The following is a 22,170-nucleotide window of genomic DNA, read 5'->3' as shown; positions in this document are numbered from 1 at the left end:
GAACAAAAACTCACCAGCACCCGGACCTGCTGGGGCGGCGCATTCAGCACTCGCAGGCGGTGTAAGAATGTGGGGTGACTTCAGCCGGACCGGGACGACCCCGCAAGCAGCAGCCAGTGCGCCCGGGGGCCACCGCCCGGGACGAAATCCTCGATGCGGCCGCCGAACTCTTCACGAGCCAAGGCTTCGCGAACACGTCCACGCGGGCGATCGCCGATGCGGTGGGCATGCGCCAGTCGTCGCTCTACCATCACTTCGGCACGAAGGATGACATCCTCGGCGAGTTGCTGAAAGGGACCGTGGCCGGTGGCTTGGACTTCGCGAGGGCTGTCTGCGCGGCTCCGCGGCCGGCCGGCGCAGTGGCGGCGGCCGCGGCTCTCCATTCGGTGGCGCTCTATGACGGTGGTTTGCTGTGCAGTGCGCGATGGAACCTCGGCGTCCTGTACCACCTGCCGGAAGCACGCGCCGAGCGTTTCGAGCCGTTCATGGCGGACAGGCGCGAGCTGCGGCAGCTGTACCGGGACCTGGGCCAGAGGGTCGTGGAACTGGTCCCGGCACCCGGCGGTGCCGGCAGCGCGCCCCTCGGTGAGCTCGCGTTCCGGATGGTTGAGTCACTGATCAACCTGCGTGCCGACGGGCTCGCGGACGATCACTCAGCTTCGCAGACTGCCGATGCAACCATTGTGCTGGCAGGCCTCTCGGCCGAACTGGATGAGGTTCGCGCACTCAGCCGGAACCTGATCTCGGAACATGGTTGTTAGCCCATAGGGCCGCAACCCCTCCCTTGAAAATGGGCTGAGGAAAGAAGTGTCCCGTTCCTAATACACGTTTGTGTGAATACATCCCTGGATGTACTTTGGTCGTATGGAAACGCTCGCCCAGGCTCCCGTGCTGGCCCGGTTCGGCTACGCGGTCTCGGACCCTACCCGCGCCCGGGTCCTCCTGGCCCTCTCAGGCGCCCCGTCCTATCCTTCGGATCTGGCCGACTCCCTGGGGGTGTCCCGGCAAAGCATGTCCAACCATCTGACCTGTCTGCGCGGCTGCGGCCTCGTGGTCGCTGTCCCGGACGGTCGTCGCAGTCGGTACGAACTCGCTGACGCCCGGCTGGGTCACGCGATCAGGGACCTGATCGGTGTCGTCCTCGCGGTGGATCCCGATTGCTGCGCTCCGGACGGGGAATGCTTCGCATGACGACTCTGCTACACACTCCAACCCCGGAACGCCGTGCGGTACTCAGCCTCAGGATCCGACTATTCGCGGCAGCGACAATTACCTACAACCTCGTCGAGGCGGTGGTGGCCCTCTGGGCCGGCGGCGTAGCGGACTCCTCAGCCCTGATCGGCTTCGGACTGGATTCGGTGATCGAGGTCGCGTCCGCGCTGGCGTTGTCCTGGCAGTTTTCAGCCAAGGACCCGGAACGGCGCGAGCATCTGACGCTGCGGATCATCGCTGTGTCCTTCTTCGCCCTCGCGGCATTCGTCACCCTCGACGCGGTCAGATCCCTCACCGGAGGGGGAGAGGCCCAGCACTCCACGCCCGGTATCGTGATTGCGGCCCTGAGCCTGGCCGTGATGCCGGTCCTTTCCTGGGCCCAGCGCCGCGCGGGCCGGGAACTTGGATCCAAGACGGCGGTCGCTGACTCTAAGCAGACATTGCTTTGTACATATCTGTCCGCGGTGCTGCTCGTCGGCCTGGTCCTGAACAGCACGCTGGGCTGGTGGTGGGCGGACGCCGGCGCCGCACTGGTGATCGCGGGTATCGCCATCCGGGAAGGCATCAGCGCCTGGCGCGGCGATGTCTGCTGCACCGTCCCGAACGCCGCCGCTGCCCACGGCACCGACACGGACGACTGTTGCGCACCGCCGCCTGCATCGGCAGAAAATCCACCTGAGGTACAAGCGCATTCGGTAGAAGCCCGGGACGGTCGCGACGATGCTGCATCCCAGCCGGGCTGCTGTGCCGGGTGTGAATCAGAGAACCGGCCGCAGGCCCTGACGCTGAACACCCGCCGGGAGGACTGACCCATGGCCGTCGTGTCCCTGCTGATCGGCGCGTGATCATTCCCCGCTCCCTGACCTTCCAGATCGAACCCGCTGCCCACCGCGACCAGGAAAGCATGCCGCACTAATCTCCCTGGGTGTGCACGCAGCGGACGCCCTGTGGGTCGTGCCCTGCCACGTGCAGCGCTGACAGAAACCGGACAGGCGGGTATGGTGCCTGGTTAGGACTGCCCGGTGATCGTCAGGACGATCAGGACACAGTTCAGGCCGACGATCAGCGTCGCACTGGTCCACCCGGCGAGTTTCAGCGCCAGGGAGTCGGTGTGGATGCCCATGACGTCCCGTTTTCCGGTCAACCGGATCAGCGGAATCAGGGCGAACGGTATCCCGAAGCTGAGCAGAACCTGACTCAGCACCAGAGCCAGGGTCGGCTCAATTCCCGCGCCGAGAATGATAAGAGCCGGTATCAGCGTAATCACCCGCCGGGTCAGCAGTGGCACCCGGATCTTGAGCAGGCCGCCCATGATCGTCGCCCCCGCGTAGCAGCCCACCGAGGTGGATGCCAGACCTGAGGCCAGCAGCCCGATCGCGAACACCACGCCGATAACGGGGCCGAGTGCTGACGTCACGGCGGCGTGGGCGCCGGCAATGGTGTCTGTTCCCTCGATGCCCCGCAGGCTGGACGCGGCCAGCAGGAGCATCGCGATGTTCACGACACCGGCCAGCATCAGGGCCCCGGCCACGTCGAAACGCGTGGCACGGATCAGCCGGGTTCGTACCGCAGGGTCCTCGGAGAAGCCGTGCCTGTCCCGGGCCAGAGCCGAGTGCAGGTAGATCGCGTGCGGCATCACCGTCGCGCCGAGCATGCTAGCCGCGAGCAGGACCGTGTCTGTCCCCTCAAAACGGGGCACAAGACCTGACAGGGCACCTCCAGCGTCCGGGGGATTGACGAATAGCCCGGAGACGAATCCGACGGCGATGACACCGAGCAAAATCAGGATCGCGTATTCGAAGGATTTCTGGCCGCGGGCGGACTGCAGTGCCAGCAGTAGCATGGACGCGAGTCCGATGATGAGACCGCCGGCCAGCAGGGGAAGCCCGAAGAGCAGGTTCAGGGCCACGGCCCCGCCGATGACTTCTGCCATGTCCGTGGCCCCGGCGACAACCTCCGCCTGGACCCAGTACAGCCGGCGCCGGCGGGTGCCCAGGCGCTTGCCGAGAATTTCCGGGAGGCTGAGCCCTGTCGCCAGACCCAACTTGGCCGACTGGTACTGCACCAGGACCGCCATGGCATTCGCTGCCACCAGCACCCAGACCAGCAGGTAGCCGTAGTTCGCCCCGGCGGTGAGATTTGCCGCGACGTTACCCGGATCAACATACGCAATGGCGGCCACAAAGGCCGGCCCCATCAGCAGCAGCCGCGACCAGCGCCGGTTCGTGGCCGGGCGGGCCGGGGCAGTTGTGGTGGTCATCGTTGTTCCTCGCCTTCGGGGTCCTGTTAGGACGAGGATAGCGTTAATTTAGGCGTGCCGAAAAGATACATTTCGGTAGGCCGCACGGACCGGCCCTAAGCTTCTGCGACCAACGGGCCGGCAGCCCTGACGGTCGCCGGCCCGGTACGTCCCGTTCGCCCGCTTAGGCCGCTGTGCTCGGCATCCGCTCCTTTCCGCATATGCCTCCGGAGAGAGTGCTGCCCGGACCGCCGCGCGGCTAGACCACGCCAGCTGGCCGCAGGCTTCAAGAGTCCGGTCTGACGGAGGCGCCGGCCGGCCATTTTCGAGCTCCACCCATCCGCCGCCCTTGCGGCGTCGAATGGTTTGTAAGTCCTGCGGTAATCGATGACGTACGGCCACGATCGGGAGGTGAAGCAATGCGCGAAAATGCCTCATGGCTTCCCTCCGCCGTGCGGTCCCTCGTCCTGGCAACACTGCTCGCGGCTGCCTGGCTTATCTTCGGAGCCGTCTCGGCTCAAGCTTCCAGCCTGTTGCCGCCCGTCACGGACACCATTGCCTCTGACACCGGCACCTCTGACACTGCCACGGCTGATGAAGGTCCCCTGGCCGCGCTGACTGGACCCGTGGCCACTGTGGCTGCGCCGCTGGCGACGCAGGTTCAGGCCATCGCCGAACCGGTTGTGGCGCCGGTAACGGAGCTCGCTTCCGGCGCCGTCGCACCTGTCACCGAAACGGTCGCCGGAATCACGGCGCCGGTCACCGGCCTGGTCGCTGATGTCACGGCGCCCGTGCTGGCTCCGGTGGGTTCCGTTGCCGGCAACGTCGCCGACGCCGTCCCCGCGCTTGTCGACGTTCCCGCCCTTCCGTCCACGGCAGAGTCCGTCCCGCAGGAAGCTGCACCGGCCGACGCCGCAGAGTCGCTTGCCGCTGCACCTTCTGCGGGCATGGCCCGGACCGTTCGGACAGTCACGCTGGACCGGGGATTCGGGCCGGCGGCAATGTCCGACGGCGACAGCCCCGTCGTCGTAACAGCGGGAACACCCGCTCCTCAACGTCCCGCAACACCCGCTCCCGACTCGCCGGCTACGGCGCCGGCGGGCTCCGGTTCGCTGCTTCGGACGGGCGGCGACGGCGGATCCGGCGTGGCAGCCGACGTTCCGGCCTTCCAGTTTTCCTTGACGCAGATCTCGCTCAAGGATGTCAGCAACCCCTCCGACGAGCTGCCCGGTTCGGTCAGCCTGGAGCACGGCTTTTCCCCCGACTAGCGACGCCGGCACCGCGCCTTTCTGCGCGGACGGCGCCTAGCCACGCACCAACCCTGCCTGGCTCAACTCACTAGTAAGGAACTAATTGTCATGAAATCTTTCGTACGCACCACCCTGTGCAGCGCCGTGTTCGCCGGCGGAGTGCTCATCCTCGGCGCCGGCGCAGCCTCCGCCTCCGATTCCACCACCACGACGTCGGACCTGGGCCTCGGCTCGGGAAGCCACATCAGCCTGAACCTTGGCGCCAACCTGGACGCTGCGGCTTCCGCCGTGTCTGAGGGGTCGGTTGTGAACGACTCGGTAGTGAACGACGGCGGGTCCTCCACCTGGGGGCACGGCGCCGGCAGCTCGACGGACACCAGCGCCGTCACCGACCTTGCCGTTGGCCTGGGTGTGAACCTGGACGCCAATGCCAACCTGGACGCTGCGGCTTCCGCCGTGTCTGAAGGCTCGGTGGTGAACGACGGCCACGGCACCTGGAGTGAGGGCTCGACTGCGGGCAGTGTTGTTTCGGATCTGAACGCTGATCTGAACCTGGATGCCGACGCCAGCCTGGATGCCGCGGCTTACGCGGTGTCTGAGGGTTCGGTTGTGAACGAGGGCGGCAGCTCCTGGACCGAGGGTTCCACTGAGGGCAGTGTTGTTTCGGACCTGAATGCGGGTCTGAACCTGGATGCCGACGCCAGCCTGGATGCTGCGGCTTCGGCGGTGTCTGAGGGTTCGGTGGTGAACGAGGGCGGCAGCTCCTGGAGCGAGGGCTCCACTGAGGGCAGTGTTGTTTCGGACCTGAATGCGGGTCTGAACCTGGATGCCGACGCCAGCTTGGATGCTGAGGCTTCGGCGGTGTCTGAGGGTTCGGTTGTGAACGAGGGCGGCAGCAGCCTCCTGTAACCATGCAAGTGTGTCTCCAGCCGTGAACATGGCTGACTAACGGAGTCGGGGTGCTGTCCCGGGGTGCTGTCCCAGGACAGCACCCCGACTTCCGGTTTTAACGGGTCGCGTAACTGCTGGAATTGAGGTTCCGTTGAGAAATAATTTTCCTGACGGAAGATTGCGGATTCCTTGTCGAATATTTTCCTGCTGCTTGCGTTCCAGTTGAAAAACTCTAGTCAACAAACAAATTGACTAATTCGGGTTGGAGCAACAAGCCAGTGTGTGACTATTCGAATTCTGAGCCTGGAACCGCGGGTGCCGGACTTCTGTGATAACAGTCCTTATCCCTGCGCATAATGAAGCCGCAGGTATTTCTGACACGCTTGAATCCCTTAAATCGCAGACTCTCCCGCCGGACAGGGTGCTGGTTGTTGCTGACAACTGCACTGATGCCACTGAGGATATTGCCCTGGCGCTTGGCGCGGAGGTCATCCGCACTGTCGGAAACACGGACAAGAAGGCGGGTGCCTTGAATTTCGCGCTGGAGGGGCTGCTTCCCGGCGCGCGTCCGGAAGACATGATCCTCGTCCAGGACGCGGATTCGCAGCTGAGCCGTGACTTCCTCGAGCGGGCAACCGCCCATCTGGGCGCCGACAGGCGGCTGGGAGCCGTGGGAGGCGTCTTCCGCGGTGCGAAGGGCGGCGGCTTCGTGGGCCACCTGCAGCGGAACGAGTACGCACGGTACGCGCGGGATGTGAAGCGGCTGCACGGCAAATGCCTGGTGGTTACGGGGACGGCCGCGCTGTTCCGTGTCCGCACCCTGGTTGACGTTATCGAGGCCCGGCGGGATGGCACCCTGCCTCCCGGCAATGGCAGGGGAGGCGTTTACGACACCTCCGTTCTGACCGAGGACAACGAGTTGTCCTTCGCCCTGCTGACCCTGAACTACCGCATCAAATCGCCGGCTGACTGCACGCTGGTCACGGAAATCATGCCCACCTGGCGCGAACTCTGGGCCCAGCGGCTGAGGTGGAAGCGGGGAGCGGTGGAGAACTGTGTCCAGTACGGCTGGACCAGGGTCACCCGGCCGTACTGGGGCAGGCAGGCCCTCTCTGTAACAGGCATTTTGGTGTCGTTGGCCTACTTCGGAACGGTGGCTTTTGCACTGGGCACGGGAGAAGGGCTGCACATTCAGCCCTTCTGGATGGCCGTGACCGGTGTCTTCGTGATCGAACGGGTAGTGACCGTGCGGCTGCGTGGCTGGAAGTACATGCTGGCCGCCGCAACGATGTACGAACTTCTGATCGACCTGTTCCTTCAGGTGGTCCACGCGAAGGCCTACGTGGATGCAGCACTCAACAAAAAGAAAGCTTGGTAACACTATGTACAGCAATCCAGCAGCTCCCGCAGCGGCCGGTGTCGGGGCCGGAACCCTCGCGGCAACCGGGGCCGGTGACCTCTTCTGGTTCGCCCTGGCAGCCTTCGCGCTCGTGGCGCTCGGTCTGGCCGTCAAGCGCATCGTGCCGGTTCGGGCCAAGTAACTTCAGCCTTATGGGCGGGCGGCCCGGATTCGCGACGAATCCGGGCCACCCGTTCGTGTCCGGCTCAGGTGACCACGCTGACGGCCTCGGAACAGGCAGCAGCATCGCAAACCTTGTAGCTTGTGGTTGTACCGCCCTTGAACTTGTTCACGTAGCTTCCCGTGTTGGGGACGGTCTTCGGGGTGCCGTTCATCCAGAGTGTGACGCTGGACCCGGTGGCCCCGGTCCACTTCAGCGTGGTGGAATTGACGCCTTTGACCTTGCTGTTGGCCGCGGTGAGTTTGATGGGTGAGCCGGCGGTTGGAGTTGTGCTGGCAGCCGGCGTGAACGAAAAGTCTCGGATCACCACGGACTCCGGTTTCACATGGTCGGGGTCCCCGCCACCCCCGCCTGTGACCCAAAGGTTGAAGTGGATGGCTTCTTTGGCCGGCACGGGGACGGTTGTTCCCTGCAGGACCGTGCGTTTGAGCAGGGTGCCCCCGGACCCCTCGCCGGCGAAGGTTTCGAACGTGAGCTTTCCGGGTTCCCAGACCATTTTGTGGGTGAGGACCAGGTCATTCGTCGTGTTGAAGACGACCGTGTTGTTGCCCTGCCCCGGCGGCTTGGTGGCATCGAACCAGTAGCCGTGGGCCTGGGTCACGGGCCAGGATTCCCCGTAGCTTGCGCCTCCGCCCCAGGCGGATGCCTCGCACAGATCGATCTCGTTGTAGCCGGGAGTCGCCAGGGGATCATAGGTAAACAGGCATCCCCACACCACTTCCTTCTGGAGGGTGCTTACATCTTTCGCCACCGTGGTGCTGTACGTGCCGTAGCCGAATCCCTGCCGGGTGGACTGGAACTCAGCCCCGACAGGAGCGCTGCCTGTCGGGTTGGTGAGGGACAGCGTGACGTATCCGCCGGCGTCGGGATTGCTGACGTTCGCCGCGTCGAAGGCCTTGTTGTACTGCGGCGCACCGGCCCAGAACCGTTTTTCCCAGTTGAACCCCTTCCAGGCAAAGCTGCCGACGGGCCCGGGGTTCGGGTCCATGGGGGTGGTGTCGGCGGCCTGCGCCGACGTTGTTGCGGACAACATGACCAGGCTGGCAGCTGCCAGCATTGCCACCGGCCTGTTTAGCCAAACCGCTTTTGCGACGCGAGACCTCAAGGAAACCATTTAACGCCCCCTACATTTGCGCCGAACACCGCAGCGCCGCGCCCCCAGTGAGCACAAGATGATCATCATTCAGTGCGGATTGGTTGGCAATAGAGGGCCCGCGATATTTATTTTTACATTACTCAATAAATGCACAATTTTTCCGCAATTCGTTGTTGAGGAATTGGTGATAGTTACTAAAGCTGAATACGCACGAGAATTTCTTGGGGGTTTGATGGTTACGCGCGGCATAGCTGTGGTTATTGACGGCGACGGTCGTAGCAGGGCATCGCTGGAGGAGCTGCTGGTCCAGTCCGGGTTCGAAGTGGTGGCCGCGGCGTCCGGTGCCGAGGGAGTGGCTGCCGTGCGGCGGCATGATCCGGTCCTGGTCACCGTGGAGCTCGGGCTTCCCGACTTTGACGGCATCGAAGCCTCCCGCCGGATCCGTACCTTCAGCCATGCCTACGTGATCCTGGTCGGCGCCCTGGCGAACGAAGCCGATGCGTTGCTGGGCCTCGAAGCCGGTGCTGACGATTATCTGGCCAAGCCGTTCCGTCCGCGCGAGCTCCGGGCAAGGATCGCTGCCTTGCTGCGCCGGCCCAGGCGTCACGCGCTGGTGGAAGCTGCGCAATGCGCGGCAGGACACTTCGTCGCCAAGCCTGTAGGCGCGGAACTGACCGCTCCCGCTGCCGCCGCTCCCCGCGACGTTGCCGCGGCCGAGGAACCCGCGGCCGGAACCGGGTGGGATTTTGAACACCGCGGCCTTGCCCTGATGGACAGCACCCGTGCAGTATCGGCGGACGGACAAGCCATTGATCTCACCCGCACCCAGTTCGAACTGCTCCGCGCACTGCTTCAAAACAAGGGGGCGGTGCTGACCAAGGCGGACCTGGCCCGGCATTTGCGGCACGAAGCCCCCGTTCCCGGGTCTGCCGTGACGGCCCGGGACGAACGCGTGCTGGAAGTGCACATGGGCAACCTGCGCAAGCGGCTGGGTGACAGTCCACGTTCGCCGCGGTGGGTGCAGACCGTGCGGGGAGTGGGCTACCGGCTGACCCCGCAGTAGATCCATCCCCGCAAGGCGTCGCCACCGCACAAGAGGCCGCCGCACAAGCGGCCACAGCACAAGGCAGGTCTTTTGCCCCTGCCCGGCCCATGGGCGCAGGCGTGTACTTGAAGTGTCAGCCCGCTTCGGGCATTACACCGCAACGCACGGGAGGTACCGTCGTCATGTCTGATCTGTTCAGGTGGTCACCATTCCATACCAACCGCTGGCTGGATACATTCCGCAGCAGCCCGTTCGATCTGCTTCGCCGGTCCCCGTCCGAAATGATGGACGCCATGGACAGGGTCTTCCAGCAAGGCAACCAGCCGATGCCGATCCGCGTCGAGGAGTACCTCGACGGCAACACCCTCGTCGTCCGGGCCGAAGCGCCGGGGCTGGATCCGGACAAAGACATCGACGTCTCTGTTGTTAACGGTTCCCTGCAGATCCGCGCCGAACGCCGGGAAGAGACGGAGGAGAAGGAAAAGGGCAGCTACCGGTCGGAGTTCCGCTACGGCTCATTCTTCCGCTCCCTCCCTCTGCCGCCGGACGTAAAAGAGGAAGACATCAAGGCGACTTACAAGGACGGCGTCCTCGAAGTACGCACACCCGTTCCGGAACAGGAGTTGTCCGAGCCAAAGGGCAAGAAACTCCCCATCACCCGCGAATAGCCCACGTCATACCCGCGCATCGGCCAGGCCGCTGTTCCTGTGCGCCGCGGGCCGGGGCATGTTCCGCGGCGCCGGGCAGGCGTATTGTCTGGGGTAGGAGGCGCTACGCGCACACGATTTCTCCGGACGGTCTCCCCCTCCGATTGTCCGGTGACTGGCCGGAGGACAATCCATGGCAAAGAAACTTCCACTGGATGAGCTCTCCGGCGCGATCGGCAGGATCCGCCGGCTGCTTCTGACCGAGGAAAAAGTCAGCACCGCCGTCGAACTCCTGGCGAGGGCCATCAAGGACTCCGTACCTGGCACCATCGGTGCGGGGGTGTCCGTTCTGGACCCGCAGGGCCGCCGGACCAGTCACGGATCAACCGACAGGGTGGTTGATGAGGCGGATGCACTGCAGTACGGGCTCGGGGAAGGGCCGTGCCTGACGGCGTGGGCCGCGGAGGAAACCATACTCGTGGACGATATCCGCACGGACAGTCGCTGGCCACGCTGGAGTGAGGCAGTGAGGGGGCTTCCCGTCCGATCGGTGGTGAGTGCAGCCCTCGTCGCGAACAAGGAATGCATCGGCGCCATCAAGGTTTACGCTGCGCTTCCGTCCGCCTACACCACGGCCACGACACGGCTGCTGGAGCTGTTCGCCGCCCCGGCCGCGACCCTGCTTTCCCACGTGCAAGCCAACGATTTGCCGCAGCAGATCAGCGAGGAGCTGCATGCGGCCCTGGAGAGCAGGGACGTGGTGAACCGGGCCTGCGGGATCCTCATGCAGCGGCACGGGGCCGGGTACGAGCGTGCTTTGGAGGACCTGATGCACCATGCCAGGCAGCGCAGGACCACCCTCGCCGAGGCCGGCGCGGAAATCATTGCCGCGTTACAGGCCGGCAGGAACTAGAGGCGCCACTATGGGCTTCGACCTGAACGAACCCGAGCAACGACGGAAGCTACGGGCTGCCCTGAAAGCGTCTGACGTCACGCCCGGGGAACTCTGGCTGAACTATTTCAGCATCGGCGGCGGCGTGGGCGAATACGAAGTTGAAGCGTATCTGCAGGGGTTGCTCTCCCTGCCGACGATCCAGCGGGACCTGCTGGCGATGGCCGCCAACGAACTGATCGAGACCGTCCCCCGCCTGTTTGCGCCGTATTCCGATGACCCCGACCTTGCAGACCGCCGTCCGGAGGCCGGTCAGGAATCTGAGCCTGAATCGGGCCAGGACGCCGACGCCGCCGGAGACCACGACACCCACAGCAGGCAGGGGCCTGATGAGCAGACGGACCTGCCCGGAGACGAATAGCCGCCCCGCCGGCACAGGTCCACAGCGGCCCCGCGGGCCCCGCGGAAACGCGGCGGCGCCTACAGCGACACCCGGCCGCTCACCACGGAGCGGCTGACCCCGCCGATCCAGATGCCGTCATCGTCCACCGTGACAGTCAGCAGGCCGCCGCGTCCCAGCGCAGTGCCTTGCTGGACGGTGTAGCCGCCGTCCACCACGCCCTCGCCCAGGAGCCATTGCGCCAGTCCGGCGTTGAGGCTGCCGGTTACGGGGTCCTCGGGAACGCTCAAGCCGGGAACGAACGCCCGGACCTCAAAGTCCGCAGGTCCACCCTCCGGGTAGCTGCCGATGACGCCGACACAGAGCTGGTCCATCAGGGCGAAATCGGGCTCCAGCCGGAGCACTGCTTCCGCTGATTGCAGCCGGATCCCCAGCCAGCCCGGGCCGTTGTCCACCCAGTTGCTGCCCAGGACTTCGCTGGCATCGATGCCAAGGCTGGCGAAGGCCTGTTCCAGCACCGCCGGTTCAACCGGACCGGAGCGGACCAGCGGCGGCGCCGCAAAGGCGAGGTCAGTGCCCGAGCGGCGGATTTTCACGAGCCCCGCCTCGCATTCCTGCACCAGCTCGCCGTCACGGCGGGGCTGCCCGCCGTTTTCCAGCCACGCGTGCGCCGAGCCCAGCGTGGGGTGCCCGGCGAACGGCAGTTCGGCGGCGGGCGTGAAAATACGCAGCCTGTAGTCCGCCTCGGGGTGCGACGGCTCCAGGAGGAACGTGGTCTCCGAGAGGTTGGTCCAGTTAGCGAAGCTCTGCATCTGTTCCGCGGACAGGCCGTGGGCTTGATGTACGACGGCGACCGGGTTGCCTGCCTTGGGCCCCGGGGCAAAGACGTCAACCTGGGAGAAGGGATATTCGTTCACTGCGGTGGTCATGCTGGTCATAGCAACCAACCGTAGGTGGCCGCCGTGCCGCGGGACCATAGCCAATTCCGGAAAGTGGCCTTGTTCAGCCCTGGCCCTCCGGCCGGAGGGCGTTGTTGCCGGTGAGCTCGTGCCCTATCTGCCGGCCTGTTGATCGGAAGCCGGCAATCCCTTCCGTGGTTGGAAGAACGCATTGGTTGCGGGCTGCCACATCAGCACGCTTCCGGCCAGGGCCGGGATGAGGCTCACGACGGGAAGCACGGACCAGTTGTTGTTTACGGCGCTCGAGACGTAAAAAACCGCGACGAGCGTCAGGACGACCCTCGCCCAATGGGCGCCCCCGAGCAGCCGCAATGCCGCCCAGACCTGGAGCGCGGCGAAGGGAGCCCCGAACGCCACCCCCAACAGTTCGAGCCAGCCCCATTCGGCCTGGTGTGTGCCGATCCGAACCAAAGTGATGATCCCGGGCACCGCCCAGGAAGTGAACGTGCTGGCGATCCAGAACGCCGTCGCCGCTCTCACCGCTGACGGAACCGTGGCCGGTGTGCCAAGAATGAAACGCTGTTCCCCCATGGACGTTCCCCCACTTCACCGTGTATTTCCAGGGCACAAAGGTGCGCCGAAACTTCAGCCTAACCATCTGTCCGGCAACCGTCTTGTCAAAACTGCCGGCCGCCTGGCATCGCCACGCCAGGGCCTTGCCGGTCGGCGCCCCAGACCGCCGCGCCTTCGCCCTGAGAGGAACCCGGTCCGCTCGCAGGTTCCGGTCGTAAACTGGCCTTCGAATCTGATTGCGCGGGCCCCGGAGCGCGCGCGGCGTGAAGTGGAGTCCGGATGCTCTGGAAACTGCTCGTTGAGTACCTGCGGCCGCAGCGGCGGCTGCTGATCGCCGTCGTGATTTTCCAGCTGGCGCAGTCCATAGCGTCCCTGTACCTGCCCACGCTGAACGCGGACATCATCGATGAAGGCGTGGCCAAGGGGGATACCGGGTATATCCTCCGGGTGGGCAGCCTCATGCTGTTCATCACCTTGCTGCAGATCGCCTGCGCGGTGGTGGCCGTGTATTTCGGGGCGAAGGCGGCCATGGCGCTGGGCCGGGACCTGCGCGGGGCCATCTTCACCCGGGTGGGGGAGTTCTCCGAGCAGGAGGTCACCAGGTTCGGGGCGCCGAGCCTGATCACCCGCTCCACGAACGACGTCCAGCAGGTCCAGCAGCTGGTGCTGATGTCCGCCACGATGATGGTGGCCGCGCCCATGCTCAGCATCGGCGGGGTGATCATGGCGGTCCGGCAGGATGCGCAGCTGTCCTGGCTGATCGCCGTCAGCGTCCCGGTGCTGCTGGTCGCCGTCGCGCTCATCATCACCCGCATGGTGCCGCTGTTCCGGAAGATGCAGGTGCGGATCGACACCGTGAACCGGGTGCTCCGCGAGCAGCTCACCGGCATCCGGGTGGTGCGGGCGTTCGTGCGGGAGGACATCGAGACCGCCCGGTTTGCCCGCGCCAACGAGGACGTCACGGACACCGCACTGCGGGCCGGCCGGCTGATGGCGCTCGCCTTCCCTGTTGTGATGCTGGTGCTGAACGTCTCCAGCGTGGCGGTGATCTGGTTCGGCTCATTCCGGATCGAGGACGGTTCCATGCAGGTGGGCACGCTGATTGCCTTCCTCAGCTACCTGCTGCAGATCCTGATGTCCGTCATGATGGCCACGTTCATGGCGGTGATGATCCCGCGCGCGGCGGTTTCTGCGGACCGGATCGGCGAGGTGCTGACCACGGAGTCGAGCGTGCGGCCGCCGGAGCATCCGGTCACCGCTGCCGCCGGCCGGGGCGGTGCGGGCAGCGGCGAGATGGAGATGCACGACGTCGGATTTGCCTACCCGGGTGCCGAGCAGCCGGTTCTGTCCGGGATTAGTTTCACTGCCCGTTCGGGGCAGACGACGGCGATCATCGGCAGCACCGGGTCCGGCAAGACCACGCTGGTGAACCTGCTGCCGCGGCTTTTCGATGCCACCAGCGGCTCGGTGAAGTTCGACGGCGTGGACGTCCGCGAGCTGCACCCGGACCAGCTGTGGGGGCACATCGGCCTGGTGCCGCAGCGGCCGTACCTGTTCTCCGGCACGGTGCGCAGCAACCTGCTCTACGGCAAGCCAGATGCCACCGAGGATGAGATGTGGCGGGCACTCACCACCGCGCAGGCGCAGGACTTTGTCCGGGAGATGGAGGGCGGGCTGGATGCGCCCATCTCGCAGGGCGGCACCAACGTGTCCGGCGGGCAGCGGCAGCGGATCGCGATCGCCCGGGCGCTGGTGAAACAGCCCGAGCTCTACATCTTCGACGACTCGTTCTCCTCGCTGGACACCGCCACTGACGCCCGGCTGAGGCAGGCGCTCAAGCACAACACCTCCGGCGCCACCCTGGTGATCATCGCCCAGCGGGTGTCCAGCATTGCCGACGCGGACCAGATCCTGGTGCTCGACGACGGCAGGATCGTGGGGCACGGAACGCACGATGACCTGCTGGAGACGTCGGAAACGTACCGCGAGATCGTGTCCTCGCAGCTGGCAGCGGAGGAGGCGGTATGAGCGGGCGAAGCACACCCACCCGGCCGGGACCGGCCCCGGAAACCGGGAGCACCGCCGTCGGACGCCCGCCGCGTCCGCCCATGGGCCCGGGACGCGGGGGACCGTTCGCGGGGATGAACATCCCGGCGGAAAAGGCGATGAACTTCTGGCCGTCGGCCAGGCGGCTGCTGGGCACGCTGCGGCCGGAGCGGCTGTGGCTGGTGCTGGTGATCGCGCTGAGCGTTGCCGGGGTGACGTTGTCCGTGATCGGGCCGCGGCTGCTGGGCGAGGGCACCAACATCATCTTCGCGGGCGTCGTGTCCAAGCAGCTCCCGGCGGGGATGACCAAAGCGCAGCTGATCGCGCAGCTGCGGGCCGCGGGGGAGAACCAGAAGGCGGACATGCTCAGTGCCATGGCGCTGACGCCGGGGACGGGGATCGACTTCACGGCGCTGGCGAGTGTGCTGCTGTGGGCGCTGGTGCTGTACGTGCTGGCGTCCGCGTTTATGTGGGTGCAGGCGTACGTGCTCAACGGCGTGGTGCAGCGGACCGTCTTCCGGCTGCGCGAGCGGATCGAGGCGAAGATCAACCGGCTGCCGCTGCGGTATTTCGATTCGATCCAGCGCGGCGAGCTGCTCAGCCGGGTGACGAACGACGTCGACAACATTTCCCAGAGCCTGCAGCAGACCATCAGCCAGGCGGTGATGTCGCTGCTGACCGTGGCGGGCGTGCTGCTGATGATGTTCCTGCTCTCGCCGACGCTGGCGATCATTGCGCTGGTGACCATTCCGCTGACACTGGTGACGACGGCGGTGATCGCCAAGCGCTCGCAGAAGCTGTTCGTGGCGCAGTGGAAGCACACCGGCGAGCTCAACGGCCAGATCGAGGAGACCTACACCGGGCATGCGCTGGTGAAGGTGTTCGGTCGGCAGCAGGAGGTGGGGGAACGGTTCCGGCAGAAGAACGCGGAGCTGTATGAGGCGAGCTTCGGCGCGCAGTTCATTTCCGGCCTGATCATGCCGGCCATGACGTTCATCGGGAACCTGGTGTACGTGGGGATCGCCGTGGTGGGCGGCCTGCAGGTTGCGTCCGGGGCGATGCAGCTGGGCGATGTGCAGGCATTCATCCAGTACTCGCGGCAGTTCACGCAGCCGCTGGCGCAGTTGGGGTCCATGGCTAACCTGCTGCAGTCCGGGGTGGCGTCGGCCGAGCGGGTGTTCTCGTTGCTGGATGAGCCGGAGGAGTCGCCGGAGGCTGCCGGTTCTGTTCCTGCCGGCGGGCGGGGGCGGCTGGTGTTCGAGAACGTCTCGTTCTCCTATTCGCCGGACAAGCCGCTGATCTCTAACCTTTCGCTGGTGGCGGAGCCGGGGCAGACAGTGGCGATCGTCGGCCCCACGGGGGCCGGCAAGACGACGCTGGTGAACCTGATGATGCGGTTCTACGAGATTGATGCGGGGCGGATAACGCTCGACGGCGTGGACATCACCTCTGTCTCCCGGCGCGAGCTGCGCTCGCGTATGGGCATGGTGCTGCAGGATACGTGGCTGTTCGGCGGGACGATCCGGGACAACATTGCCTACGGGCGGCCCTCGGCTTCGGAAGCCGAGATTCTGGAGGCGGCGAAGGCGACGTACGTGGACCGGTTCGTGCACTCGCTGCCGGAGGGTTACGACACGGTGCTGGAGGACGAGGGCGGAAACGTGTCCGCGGGCGAGAAGCAGCTGCTGACGATTGCCCGCGCGTTCCTGGCCCGGCCGTCGGTGCTGATCCTGGACGAGGCGACTTCTTCCGTGGACACCCGGACGGAGGTGCTGGTGCAGAAGGCGATGAGTGCGCTGCGGTCCGACCGGACTTCGTTTGTGATCGCCCACCGCCTGTCAACGATCCGCGACGCTGACCTCATCCTGGTGATGGAGGCAGGGCAGATCGTGGAGCAGGGCACGCACGCTTCCTTGTTGGCCGCGGGCGGGGCCTATGCGCGGCTCTACGAGGCCCAGTTCGCGGCTCCGGTGGCGGAGGTTTAGGGGGTTCCCTCGCCGTCACGGTCCGCATGGCCGACCGGCAAGATACCGCCAGCATGGGCCGGTTGGGCTACCATCTATTGGTTAGTCCGGCGTGTAACTAGGCGGTCGAAGGAAATCCTGATGAATGCATATGGTGCAGGCGATGGCTATTGGTATCCCTCCGAGCAGGACCACAGGGCTGCTGCGGTCGCAGTCCTGAACGCCCTTCGTGAGTACCGGGCCTCCGAAACCGCCATGAGGCGCCGGACGCGTTCATCCATGGAAATGGGGGAGTCCGACCTTCTCGCCCTGCGCTACCTGCTGGAGGCTGACAAGGCCGGCGTCGGCATACAGCCCAAAGAACTTGCAGCCCGCCTGGGCATGACCTCGGCATCCATGACATCCCTGGTTGATCGAATGGTGACCGGGGGATATGTCACCCGCGAAACGCACCCCTCGGACCGCCGGGCCATCCTTCTCCGCCCCACCCCGGGCGCGGACGCGGAAGTCCGCCAGACCCTCGGCAAGATGCACCAGCGCATGATCGAAGTCGCGGAATCACTCACGCCCGAACAGGCAGCTGCCGTCACCTACTTCCTTCTGGCGATGCGGGACGCGGTCGACACGCTCGACAGTGAGTCGGACCAACCCCCTGCTGGACATCCAAATAAAACTAGGTAGTCTAGCTAGGTACTTAGCTAGCTATTTAGGGATGGATCGCATGACTGCTGTGGCCGAACGGACAACCTCCAGCTTTCCCCTCAAATCCCATTCCTTTCCTGGACGGTCCGTCAGCTTCACCGGGGACCTCAGCGATCAGCTCCCGGCCGGCCCGGAGACGCCGGTAAGCCACGAGGCCGCGGACGGTGCACCGTTGCACTGTGGCATGAGAATGACGCCGTCGCCGGTTCCCTCACTGCCCTGGGCGCAAACCCACACGGATCTGGGGGAATGGGTCTGCGCCTGCGGCTTCCGGCAGGACAGCTTCCGGCAGGACGCCGAGTCGGAAGTCGACCCCTTGGCCGCGGTTCACGCAGCGGGGGCACGGCTTGAGAGCTTGCAGTGGGAAATGGATGTCGCGGAGGCCGCATTCGTCTCCGCAGTGAAAAGGGCCATGGCTGCCGGGGCCGATTCCGCGGCCATTGCCTTCGAAGGCGGCCTCACGCATGCTGAGCTTCTCGAACTTCTCCAGTGACGGCAACCCTGATCCGGCCGGCGGTTGCCGGCCGGCTGGGCGCTGCCGGGGGCGGGCGCCGCACCGTGGAGCGGCGGTATCAGGTTGGAGCACTGCTGGGGCGCGGCGCGGAAGCTGACGTTTACCAGGCGACGGACCTGCTTAGCGGCGGATCTGCAGCCCTCAAGATCTTCCGGGCAGAGGCAGCCAATCCCGACTCGCCGTTCAACCGGGAGATTGAGCTCCACGCACGCCTGCACCACAACAACATCATGCGGATCAAAAGGTATGGCCGCATGCCTGCCGACGGCGGCACAGGCTCGGGCCGGAACTACATCGCCGCCGAACTCGCCGCAGGGACCGATCTCCGACGGGCGATCCACGAGGGGCCGGTGGATGCCGCGGACGTGGCGGCGTGGATGGGCGGAGTTGCGTCGGCCCTGTCGCACATCCACCGCAAAGGCATCGTGCACAACGACGTCAAACCCGCCAACATCATGGTGAACCGGGCTGATGACAGGGCCTCCAAGGCCGAGGCCAAACTCATCGACTTCGGAATCGCCACCAGCTCCTGGCACCGCCCGAACACGGATGTATCAGGCACCCCGCACTACCTGAGCCCCGAGGCAGTCCACGGACAGCACGCCACCAGCGCCAGCGACATCTATGCCCTTGGCCTGGTCATCTTCGAAAGCCTCACCGGCATCAAGGCATTTCCCGGGCCGGCCTTGGAATCGATGGTTGCCCGTACCCTGCGCTCACCCCGGCTTCCCGCTACCGTCCAGCGGCGCTGGTCCCGGCTCCTGCTCGCCATGACAGACACGGACCCTGCCCGGCGACCCAGCGCGTCCGAGGTCCACCGCACGCTCCACAGGATCAGCCGGTAGGCGGTAGCGGGAGTTGGATTTGTGCTTGCAGTCCGCAGTTACGTCTCTTACTTAGGCGTTTCGTTGGCGGGAGAGCCGACGGCAGCCTGCACTGCGGCAACGAGAGTGGACGTCGGTCTCGGTGGTGTCCCACGAGCACATCCACGGGGCGCCGTTTTTCGTCGGTATTGATATGCGCTGTTGCCGCGCAGATGACAGCGCCCCAACGCGGGAGCAGGGCTTGCAGGGCAAGGACGTTGGCCCCTGTTCCATTGAAGACCGGATAGGCGCTGGCAGCTGCCCCGAAGTGGGACTTGATGACAACTTGAAGCGCTGCTGTGTAGACATCTTCGCCGTATGCGGTGACGTGGCCTTCGTTGGCTGCCTGAACTGCTTCGACGATTTCGGCGTGAGCCCCGGCGTAGCTATCCGAGGCGAAGCCCCGGTATGCCGGGTCGTGCAGGCGCCCCGCCAGTACCTGTGGGACGCCTGCTATGTATCAACGCTGACGCTCATGCCGGTGCACCTGCGAGTTGGCCGGCCGTGAGGGGCAAGCGCTGCCCGTTGATCTGTTCTGCTTCCAGATCGAAGATCCGCTGTACAGCGTCCGCAAGGACACTGACATCGGTGTAGCCCGGAAATTTCCGTTCCGGCTGGGCTGCGCGCATCCGGTCATCGACCAGAGCCTTGACGACGAAGACCAGGGCGGCTGAGTGCTGAGCGGAGTGGGGGCTTCCATTTCCTCCCTGCAGGTGCCGGAATCCGTCGGCCACGGCCAGGGTCCATGCCTCGGCGGCTGACTTGACGGCGGCATAGGCGGCGCCGCCCGCTGTCGGCGAGGAGGCTGACTGTGCGGAAACGACGGCCAGGCGACCCGCAGGGGAGGCAGCCAAATCGTCGTAAAAAGCGCGGCTGGTGTTCCTCAATGTGGTGAGGACGCTGGTGTGCAGGAAGTCCCAGTCGGCATCCGTCTGGTCTGTAATTCCGGTACCGCCCCGCCACCCTCCCACAAGATGGATAAGGCCGTCCACGGGACCCAGATCGTTCCGGACAGACGTCGCCAAGTTCTCAACGGCTTGTAGGTCCGCGAGGTTGCAGACATAGCCCGTGACGTTGTCGTAAGCGGCCGCGAGCTCCTGCACCCGGTCCTCAAGGATGTCCACGGCGGCCACGCGTGCCCCTGCTTGCGAGAGGGCATGGACTACCGCGACGCCTGCGGCGCTTGTCGAACCGGCGACGACGACCGTACGCCCCGAGAGGTCCTGGCTCATGCGCCGGCCTCGCCCTCAGTCTTGACAGGGCTCTTCCCGGTGATTCCCGCAGTTGAGTCAATAACGGGGCGCATCTTCTTCTCCAGTGCTTCGTAGAACATCGACAGGGGGAATTCGTCATCAAGGATCTGGTCCGTCAGGTCCCGGGGCGGGCCGTCAAGCCGAAGGGCCTCCGGTCCCTTGGCCCACACGGAGGCCGGGTGGGGGGTGAGGGTTTCCGAGACGAGATCGTAGGCAGCCAGCCAGTGTGCGGTCTTCGGCCTGTCGATTGAACGCCAGTAGAGTTCCTCGATGCGGAGACCCAGTTCGACGACCACGCCGGCGACGTCTGTCCAGTCGATGCTCAACTTTCCATCGGTCCAGTGCAGGACCCGGTGCTGGTGCATCCAGGCGAACAGCAATTGGCCGCCCACGGCGTCGTAGTTACGGACCCTGTTCCCTGTAATCGCGAAGCGGAAAATGCGGTCGAAGATCACGGCGTACTGGACCAGCTTGGCGTGCTTGCGGGCGTCCTCGGAAGCCGTCTCGTCCCGCTCGATGAGGACGGACTCGCGGAAGGCGGTCAGATCGCAGCGGAGCTCCTCCAGGGAGTACAGGAAATACGGCATCCGCTGCTTGATCATGAACGGGTCAAAGGGCAGGTCACCGCGCATGTGGGTCCGGTCATGGATCAGATCCCACATCACGAAGGTCTTCTCCGTGAGGTGCTGGTCGTCGATGAATTCCGCGGCGTCAGCCGGCAGGTCCAGGGAAGTGATGTCGGCGGCAGTTTTGAGGACGCGACGGAACCGGGCAGCTTCGCGGTCCGCGAAGATACCTCCCCACGTGAAGGAAGGGGTGCTCCGGACCGCTACGCTCTCGGGGAAGAGAACTGCGGCGTTCGTGTCATAGCCGGGCGTGAAATCGATGAAGCTGATGGGGACGAACAGCTTGTTGGAGTAGTTTGTTGCCTCCAAGTCAGCCACGAATGAAGGCCAAATGACCTCGATGAGGACGGCCTCGAAGTATCGGTTCGTGCTGCCGTTCTGCGTGTACATGGGAAACAGAACCAGGTGCGGCAGCCCGTCGACGCGCCACTGCTCAGGGTGGAAGGCTACCAATGAGTCGAGGAAATCCGGTACCACGAAGCCCTCCGCCGCCCACCGCTGGAGGTCCTGCACGAGCAGTTCAAGGTAGTCCGTGTCGTGGGGGAGGTGGTGGCGCAGATCGTTGATTGAGTCCGTAATGATGCCGACATTCCGGCGGGCCTGGTCATGGTCAGCGGGTTCCGGAACGGAACCGTCCTGCACTTGAACCCGCTGCAGCCCGACGACGGCTGTTTTCAGAGCCAGCCATGCGGGGAGCGCCTTGAGGTCTTCTGCCCGGATGGTTGTCACTTCAGGGTTTGCGATTACAGACATGCTCGTTCCTTCCGTTGAGGGGATTCCTGAAGAAGCTAGCAGTGCGTAAGCATCTGTGAAGGGTTATTCCAACATGCATAAGAAATTCTTGTGCTCGGGGACCGCTCTTCATTGCAATGCCTGCGTCTGACCTGTGGGTCGGTGTTCTTAAGACATCCCGGAAACGGCGCATCACGGCGAATGAGCGGCGGTATCGGGACGGGTCGAGAGGTTCGGCTCCTGCCACGTGCGCCATCGGTGGCGTGGTCTACTCGCCGACTATCGACGCGTCATATCAGATCATCAGGGCTGCTTAGCCACCGGACGGCATCAGGTCAGCAACTCTTACGCTCAGATTGGATTGCCACCGCCTATGCGTAAGGACTTGACCCGTCGGTCGTGCAACATTCGCCCCGCCAAATGTCGCCTCCTTTGCCTGTGTTAGCTTGATCACCATCCTTCCCGGCCCGAGGGCTTCGGAAGGCCCAAACTCACCGCAGCTACCTTTTCGGAGGCACCATGGGACTTGGCTCCCACACGCAAATAAGTGATCGGGCTATTGCTACCGACACCCCTGAAACCGGTCTTTGCTCCGGTTCAGGACTGTTTCTTAGCTCGGGGTACACCAGCACGCAGGCAGCACCGCGCAATGATGCGATGGGCTATCTGCTCGACACCGCAGTCGCAGAAGCCTGCACCGGTCGAGCCGCTATTGGCACAGGGAACCCGACCCGGCCCGCAACGAT

General features: G+C 65.0%; 23 protein-coding genes. 16 read left to right on the top strand and 7 right to left on the bottom strand.

Annotation, left to right across the window (positions count from 1 at the left end; genetic code table 11):
* Nucleotides 1–74 precede the first annotated feature (74 nt).
* The 3 genes from ASF98_RS04505 to ASF98_RS04495 all read left to right on the top strand — a co-directional run bounded on the left by ASF98_RS04505 (nucleotide 75) and on the right by ASF98_RS04495 (nucleotide 2,021).
* Entirely contained in the window at nucleotides 75–761 is a 687-nt protein-coding gene (locus ASF98_RS04505; RefSeq protein ID WP_055798050.1) for a TetR/AcrR family transcriptional regulator, read from the top strand.
* A gap of 103 nt (nucleotides 762–864) precedes the next feature.
* Nucleotides 865–1,191, top strand: a complete 327-nt coding sequence (locus tag ASF98_RS04500; protein WP_055798047.1) for an ArsR/SmtB family transcription factor — start codon at nucleotides 865–867, stop codon at nucleotides 1,189–1,191.
* Complete coding sequence (locus ASF98_RS04495) at nucleotides 1,188–2,021, top strand: cation diffusion facilitator family transporter (RefSeq protein ID WP_055798044.1); 834 nt, start codon at nucleotides 1,188–1,190, stop codon at nucleotides 2,019–2,021. The genes ASF98_RS04500 and ASF98_RS04495 overlap by 4 nt, the downstream gene beginning before the upstream one ends.
* A gap of 200 nt (nucleotides 2,022–2,221) precedes the next feature.
* Here the strand turns inward: ASF98_RS04495 and ASF98_RS04490 are convergent, their stop codons facing one another.
* Nucleotides 2,222–3,472 carry an Nramp family divalent metal transporter gene (locus tag ASF98_RS04490; RefSeq protein ID WP_055798041.1) on the bottom strand — a complete coding sequence of 417 codons (1,251 nt, stop codon included), beginning with the start codon at nucleotides 3,470–3,472 and terminating at the stop codon, nucleotides 2,222–2,224.
* 398 nt (nucleotides 3,473–3,870) lie between these two features.
* Here ASF98_RS04490 and ASF98_RS04485 point away from each other — a divergent pair, with 398 nt between their 5' ends.
* The 4 genes from ASF98_RS04485 (at nucleotide 3,871) to ASF98_RS24505 (ending at nucleotide 7,133) form a co-directional block, all read left to right on the top strand.
* Nucleotides 3,871–4,719, top strand: coding sequence for a hypothetical protein (locus ASF98_RS04485; protein WP_055798038.1), 849 nt, complete (start codon nucleotides 3,871–3,873; stop codon nucleotides 4,717–4,719).
* A 90-nt stretch (nucleotides 4,720–4,809) separates the two neighbouring features.
* Nucleotides 4,810–5,610, top strand: a complete 801-nt coding sequence (locus ASF98_RS04480) for a hypothetical protein (protein WP_055798036.1) — start codon at nucleotides 4,810–4,812, stop codon at nucleotides 5,608–5,610.
* A 310-nt stretch (nucleotides 5,611–5,920) separates the two neighbouring features.
* Nucleotides 5,921–6,970 (top strand): glycosyltransferase family 2 protein, encoded by a 1,050-nt coding sequence (locus ASF98_RS04475; RefSeq protein ID WP_055798034.1) that lies wholly within the window; start codon nucleotides 5,921–5,923, stop codon nucleotides 6,968–6,970.
* A 4-nt stretch (nucleotides 6,971–6,974) separates the two neighbouring features.
* Nucleotides 6,975–7,133, top strand: coding sequence for a hypothetical protein (locus tag ASF98_RS24505; protein ID WP_200939301.1), 159 nt, complete (start codon nucleotides 6,975–6,977; stop codon nucleotides 7,131–7,133).
* Nucleotides 7,134–7,197: 64 nt separating this feature from the next.
* Here the strand turns inward: ASF98_RS24505 and ASF98_RS04470 are convergent, their stop codons facing one another.
* Nucleotides 7,198–8,229, bottom strand: coding sequence for a hypothetical protein (locus ASF98_RS04470; RefSeq protein WP_235505608.1), 1,032 nt, complete (start codon nucleotides 8,227–8,229; stop codon nucleotides 7,198–7,200).
* Between the two features lie 271 nt (nucleotides 8,230–8,500).
* Between ASF98_RS04470 and ASF98_RS04465 the strand changes: the two genes are divergently transcribed.
* From ASF98_RS04465 to ASF98_RS24675, 4 genes are all read left to right on the top strand, one after another.
* A complete protein-coding gene (locus tag ASF98_RS04465; protein WP_055798031.1) occupies nucleotides 8,501–9,331 on the top strand; it encodes a response regulator transcription factor in 831 nt (276 codons plus the stop codon).
* Between the two features lie 164 nt (nucleotides 9,332–9,495).
* Nucleotides 9,496–9,981, top strand: coding sequence for an Hsp20/alpha crystallin family protein (locus tag ASF98_RS04460; protein ID WP_082506706.1), 486 nt, complete (start codon nucleotides 9,496–9,498; stop codon nucleotides 9,979–9,981).
* A gap of 172 nt (nucleotides 9,982–10,153) precedes the next feature.
* Complete coding sequence (locus tag ASF98_RS04455; protein ID WP_055798028.1) at nucleotides 10,154–10,873, top strand: GAF and ANTAR domain-containing protein; 720 nt, start codon at nucleotides 10,154–10,156, stop codon at nucleotides 10,871–10,873.
* A 10-nt stretch (nucleotides 10,874–10,883) separates the two neighbouring features.
* Nucleotides 10,884–11,273 (top strand): hypothetical protein, encoded by a 390-nt coding sequence (locus ASF98_RS24675; RefSeq protein ID WP_235505607.1) that lies wholly within the window; start codon nucleotides 10,884–10,886, stop codon nucleotides 11,271–11,273.
* Between the two features lie 59 nt (nucleotides 11,274–11,332).
* On the opposite strand, the gene ASF98_RS04445 is transcribed toward ASF98_RS24675, so the two are convergent.
* Both ASF98_RS04445 and ASF98_RS04440 read right to left on the bottom strand, forming a co-directional pair.
* Nucleotides 11,333–12,181 carry a PhzF family phenazine biosynthesis protein gene (locus ASF98_RS04445; RefSeq protein WP_055798202.1) on the bottom strand — a complete coding sequence of 283 codons (849 nt, stop codon included), beginning with the start codon at nucleotides 12,179–12,181 and terminating at the stop codon, nucleotides 11,333–11,335.
* Nucleotides 12,182–12,304: 123 nt separating this feature from the next.
* Complete coding sequence (locus tag ASF98_RS04440; protein ID WP_055798025.1) at nucleotides 12,305–12,742, bottom strand: hypothetical protein; 438 nt, start codon at nucleotides 12,740–12,742, stop codon at nucleotides 12,305–12,307.
* A gap of 261 nt (nucleotides 12,743–13,003) precedes the next feature.
* Between ASF98_RS04440 and ASF98_RS04435 the strand changes: the two genes are divergently transcribed.
* The 5 genes from ASF98_RS04435 (at nucleotide 13,004) to ASF98_RS04415 (ending at nucleotide 18,795) form a co-directional block, all read left to right on the top strand.
* Nucleotides 13,004–14,752 (top strand): ABC transporter ATP-binding protein, encoded by a 1,749-nt coding sequence (locus ASF98_RS04435; RefSeq protein ID WP_055798022.1) that lies wholly within the window; start codon nucleotides 13,004–13,006, stop codon nucleotides 14,750–14,752.
* Nucleotides 14,749–16,755, top strand: coding sequence for an ABC transporter ATP-binding protein (locus ASF98_RS04430; RefSeq protein WP_055798019.1), 2,007 nt, complete (start codon nucleotides 14,749–14,751; stop codon nucleotides 16,753–16,755). The genes ASF98_RS04435 and ASF98_RS04430 overlap by 4 nt, the downstream gene beginning before the upstream one ends.
* A 120-nt stretch (nucleotides 16,756–16,875) precedes the next feature.
* Nucleotides 16,876–17,415, top strand: a complete 540-nt coding sequence (locus ASF98_RS04425) for a MarR family winged helix-turn-helix transcriptional regulator (protein ID WP_055798016.1) — start codon at nucleotides 16,876–16,878, stop codon at nucleotides 17,413–17,415.
* Nucleotides 17,416–17,455: 40 nt separating this feature from the next.
* Nucleotides 17,456–17,929 carry a hypothetical protein gene (locus ASF98_RS04420; RefSeq protein WP_055798013.1) on the top strand — a complete coding sequence of 158 codons (474 nt, stop codon included), beginning with the start codon at nucleotides 17,456–17,458 and terminating at the stop codon, nucleotides 17,927–17,929.
* Entirely contained in the window at nucleotides 17,926–18,795 is an 870-nt protein-coding gene (locus ASF98_RS04415) for a serine/threonine-protein kinase (protein ID WP_235505606.1), read from the top strand. Before ASF98_RS04420 ends, ASF98_RS04415 begins: the two co-directional genes overlap by 4 nt.
* Here ASF98_RS04415 and ASF98_RS25125 read toward each other — a convergent pair.
* From ASF98_RS25125 to ASF98_RS04405, 3 genes are all read right to left on the bottom strand, one after another.
* Nucleotides 18,785–19,177 (bottom strand): beta-eliminating lyase-related protein, encoded by a 393-nt coding sequence (locus ASF98_RS25125; RefSeq protein ID WP_442854027.1) that lies wholly within the window; start codon nucleotides 19,175–19,177, stop codon nucleotides 18,785–18,787. The two genes, ASF98_RS04415 and ASF98_RS25125, sit on opposite strands and share 11 nt — an antisense overlap.
* Before the next feature lie 109 nt (nucleotides 19,178–19,286).
* Nucleotides 19,287–20,045, bottom strand: coding sequence for an SDR family NAD(P)-dependent oxidoreductase (locus ASF98_RS04410; protein WP_055798010.1), 759 nt, complete (start codon nucleotides 20,043–20,045; stop codon nucleotides 19,287–19,289).
* Entirely contained in the window at nucleotides 20,042–21,445 is a 1,404-nt protein-coding gene (locus ASF98_RS04405) for a DUF6421 family protein (RefSeq protein WP_055798007.1), read from the bottom strand. The genes ASF98_RS04410 and ASF98_RS04405 overlap by 4 nt, the downstream gene beginning before the upstream one ends.
* Nucleotides 21,446–22,170 lie beyond the last annotated feature (725 nt).

Origin of the sequence: Arthrobacter sp. Leaf337 (genome assembly GCF_001423745.1) — a bacterium.
Classification (GTDB): domain Bacteria; phylum Actinomycetota; class Actinomycetes; order Actinomycetales; family Micrococcaceae; genus Arthrobacter.
This window is presented reverse-complemented; position numbering and strand designations above follow the sequence as displayed.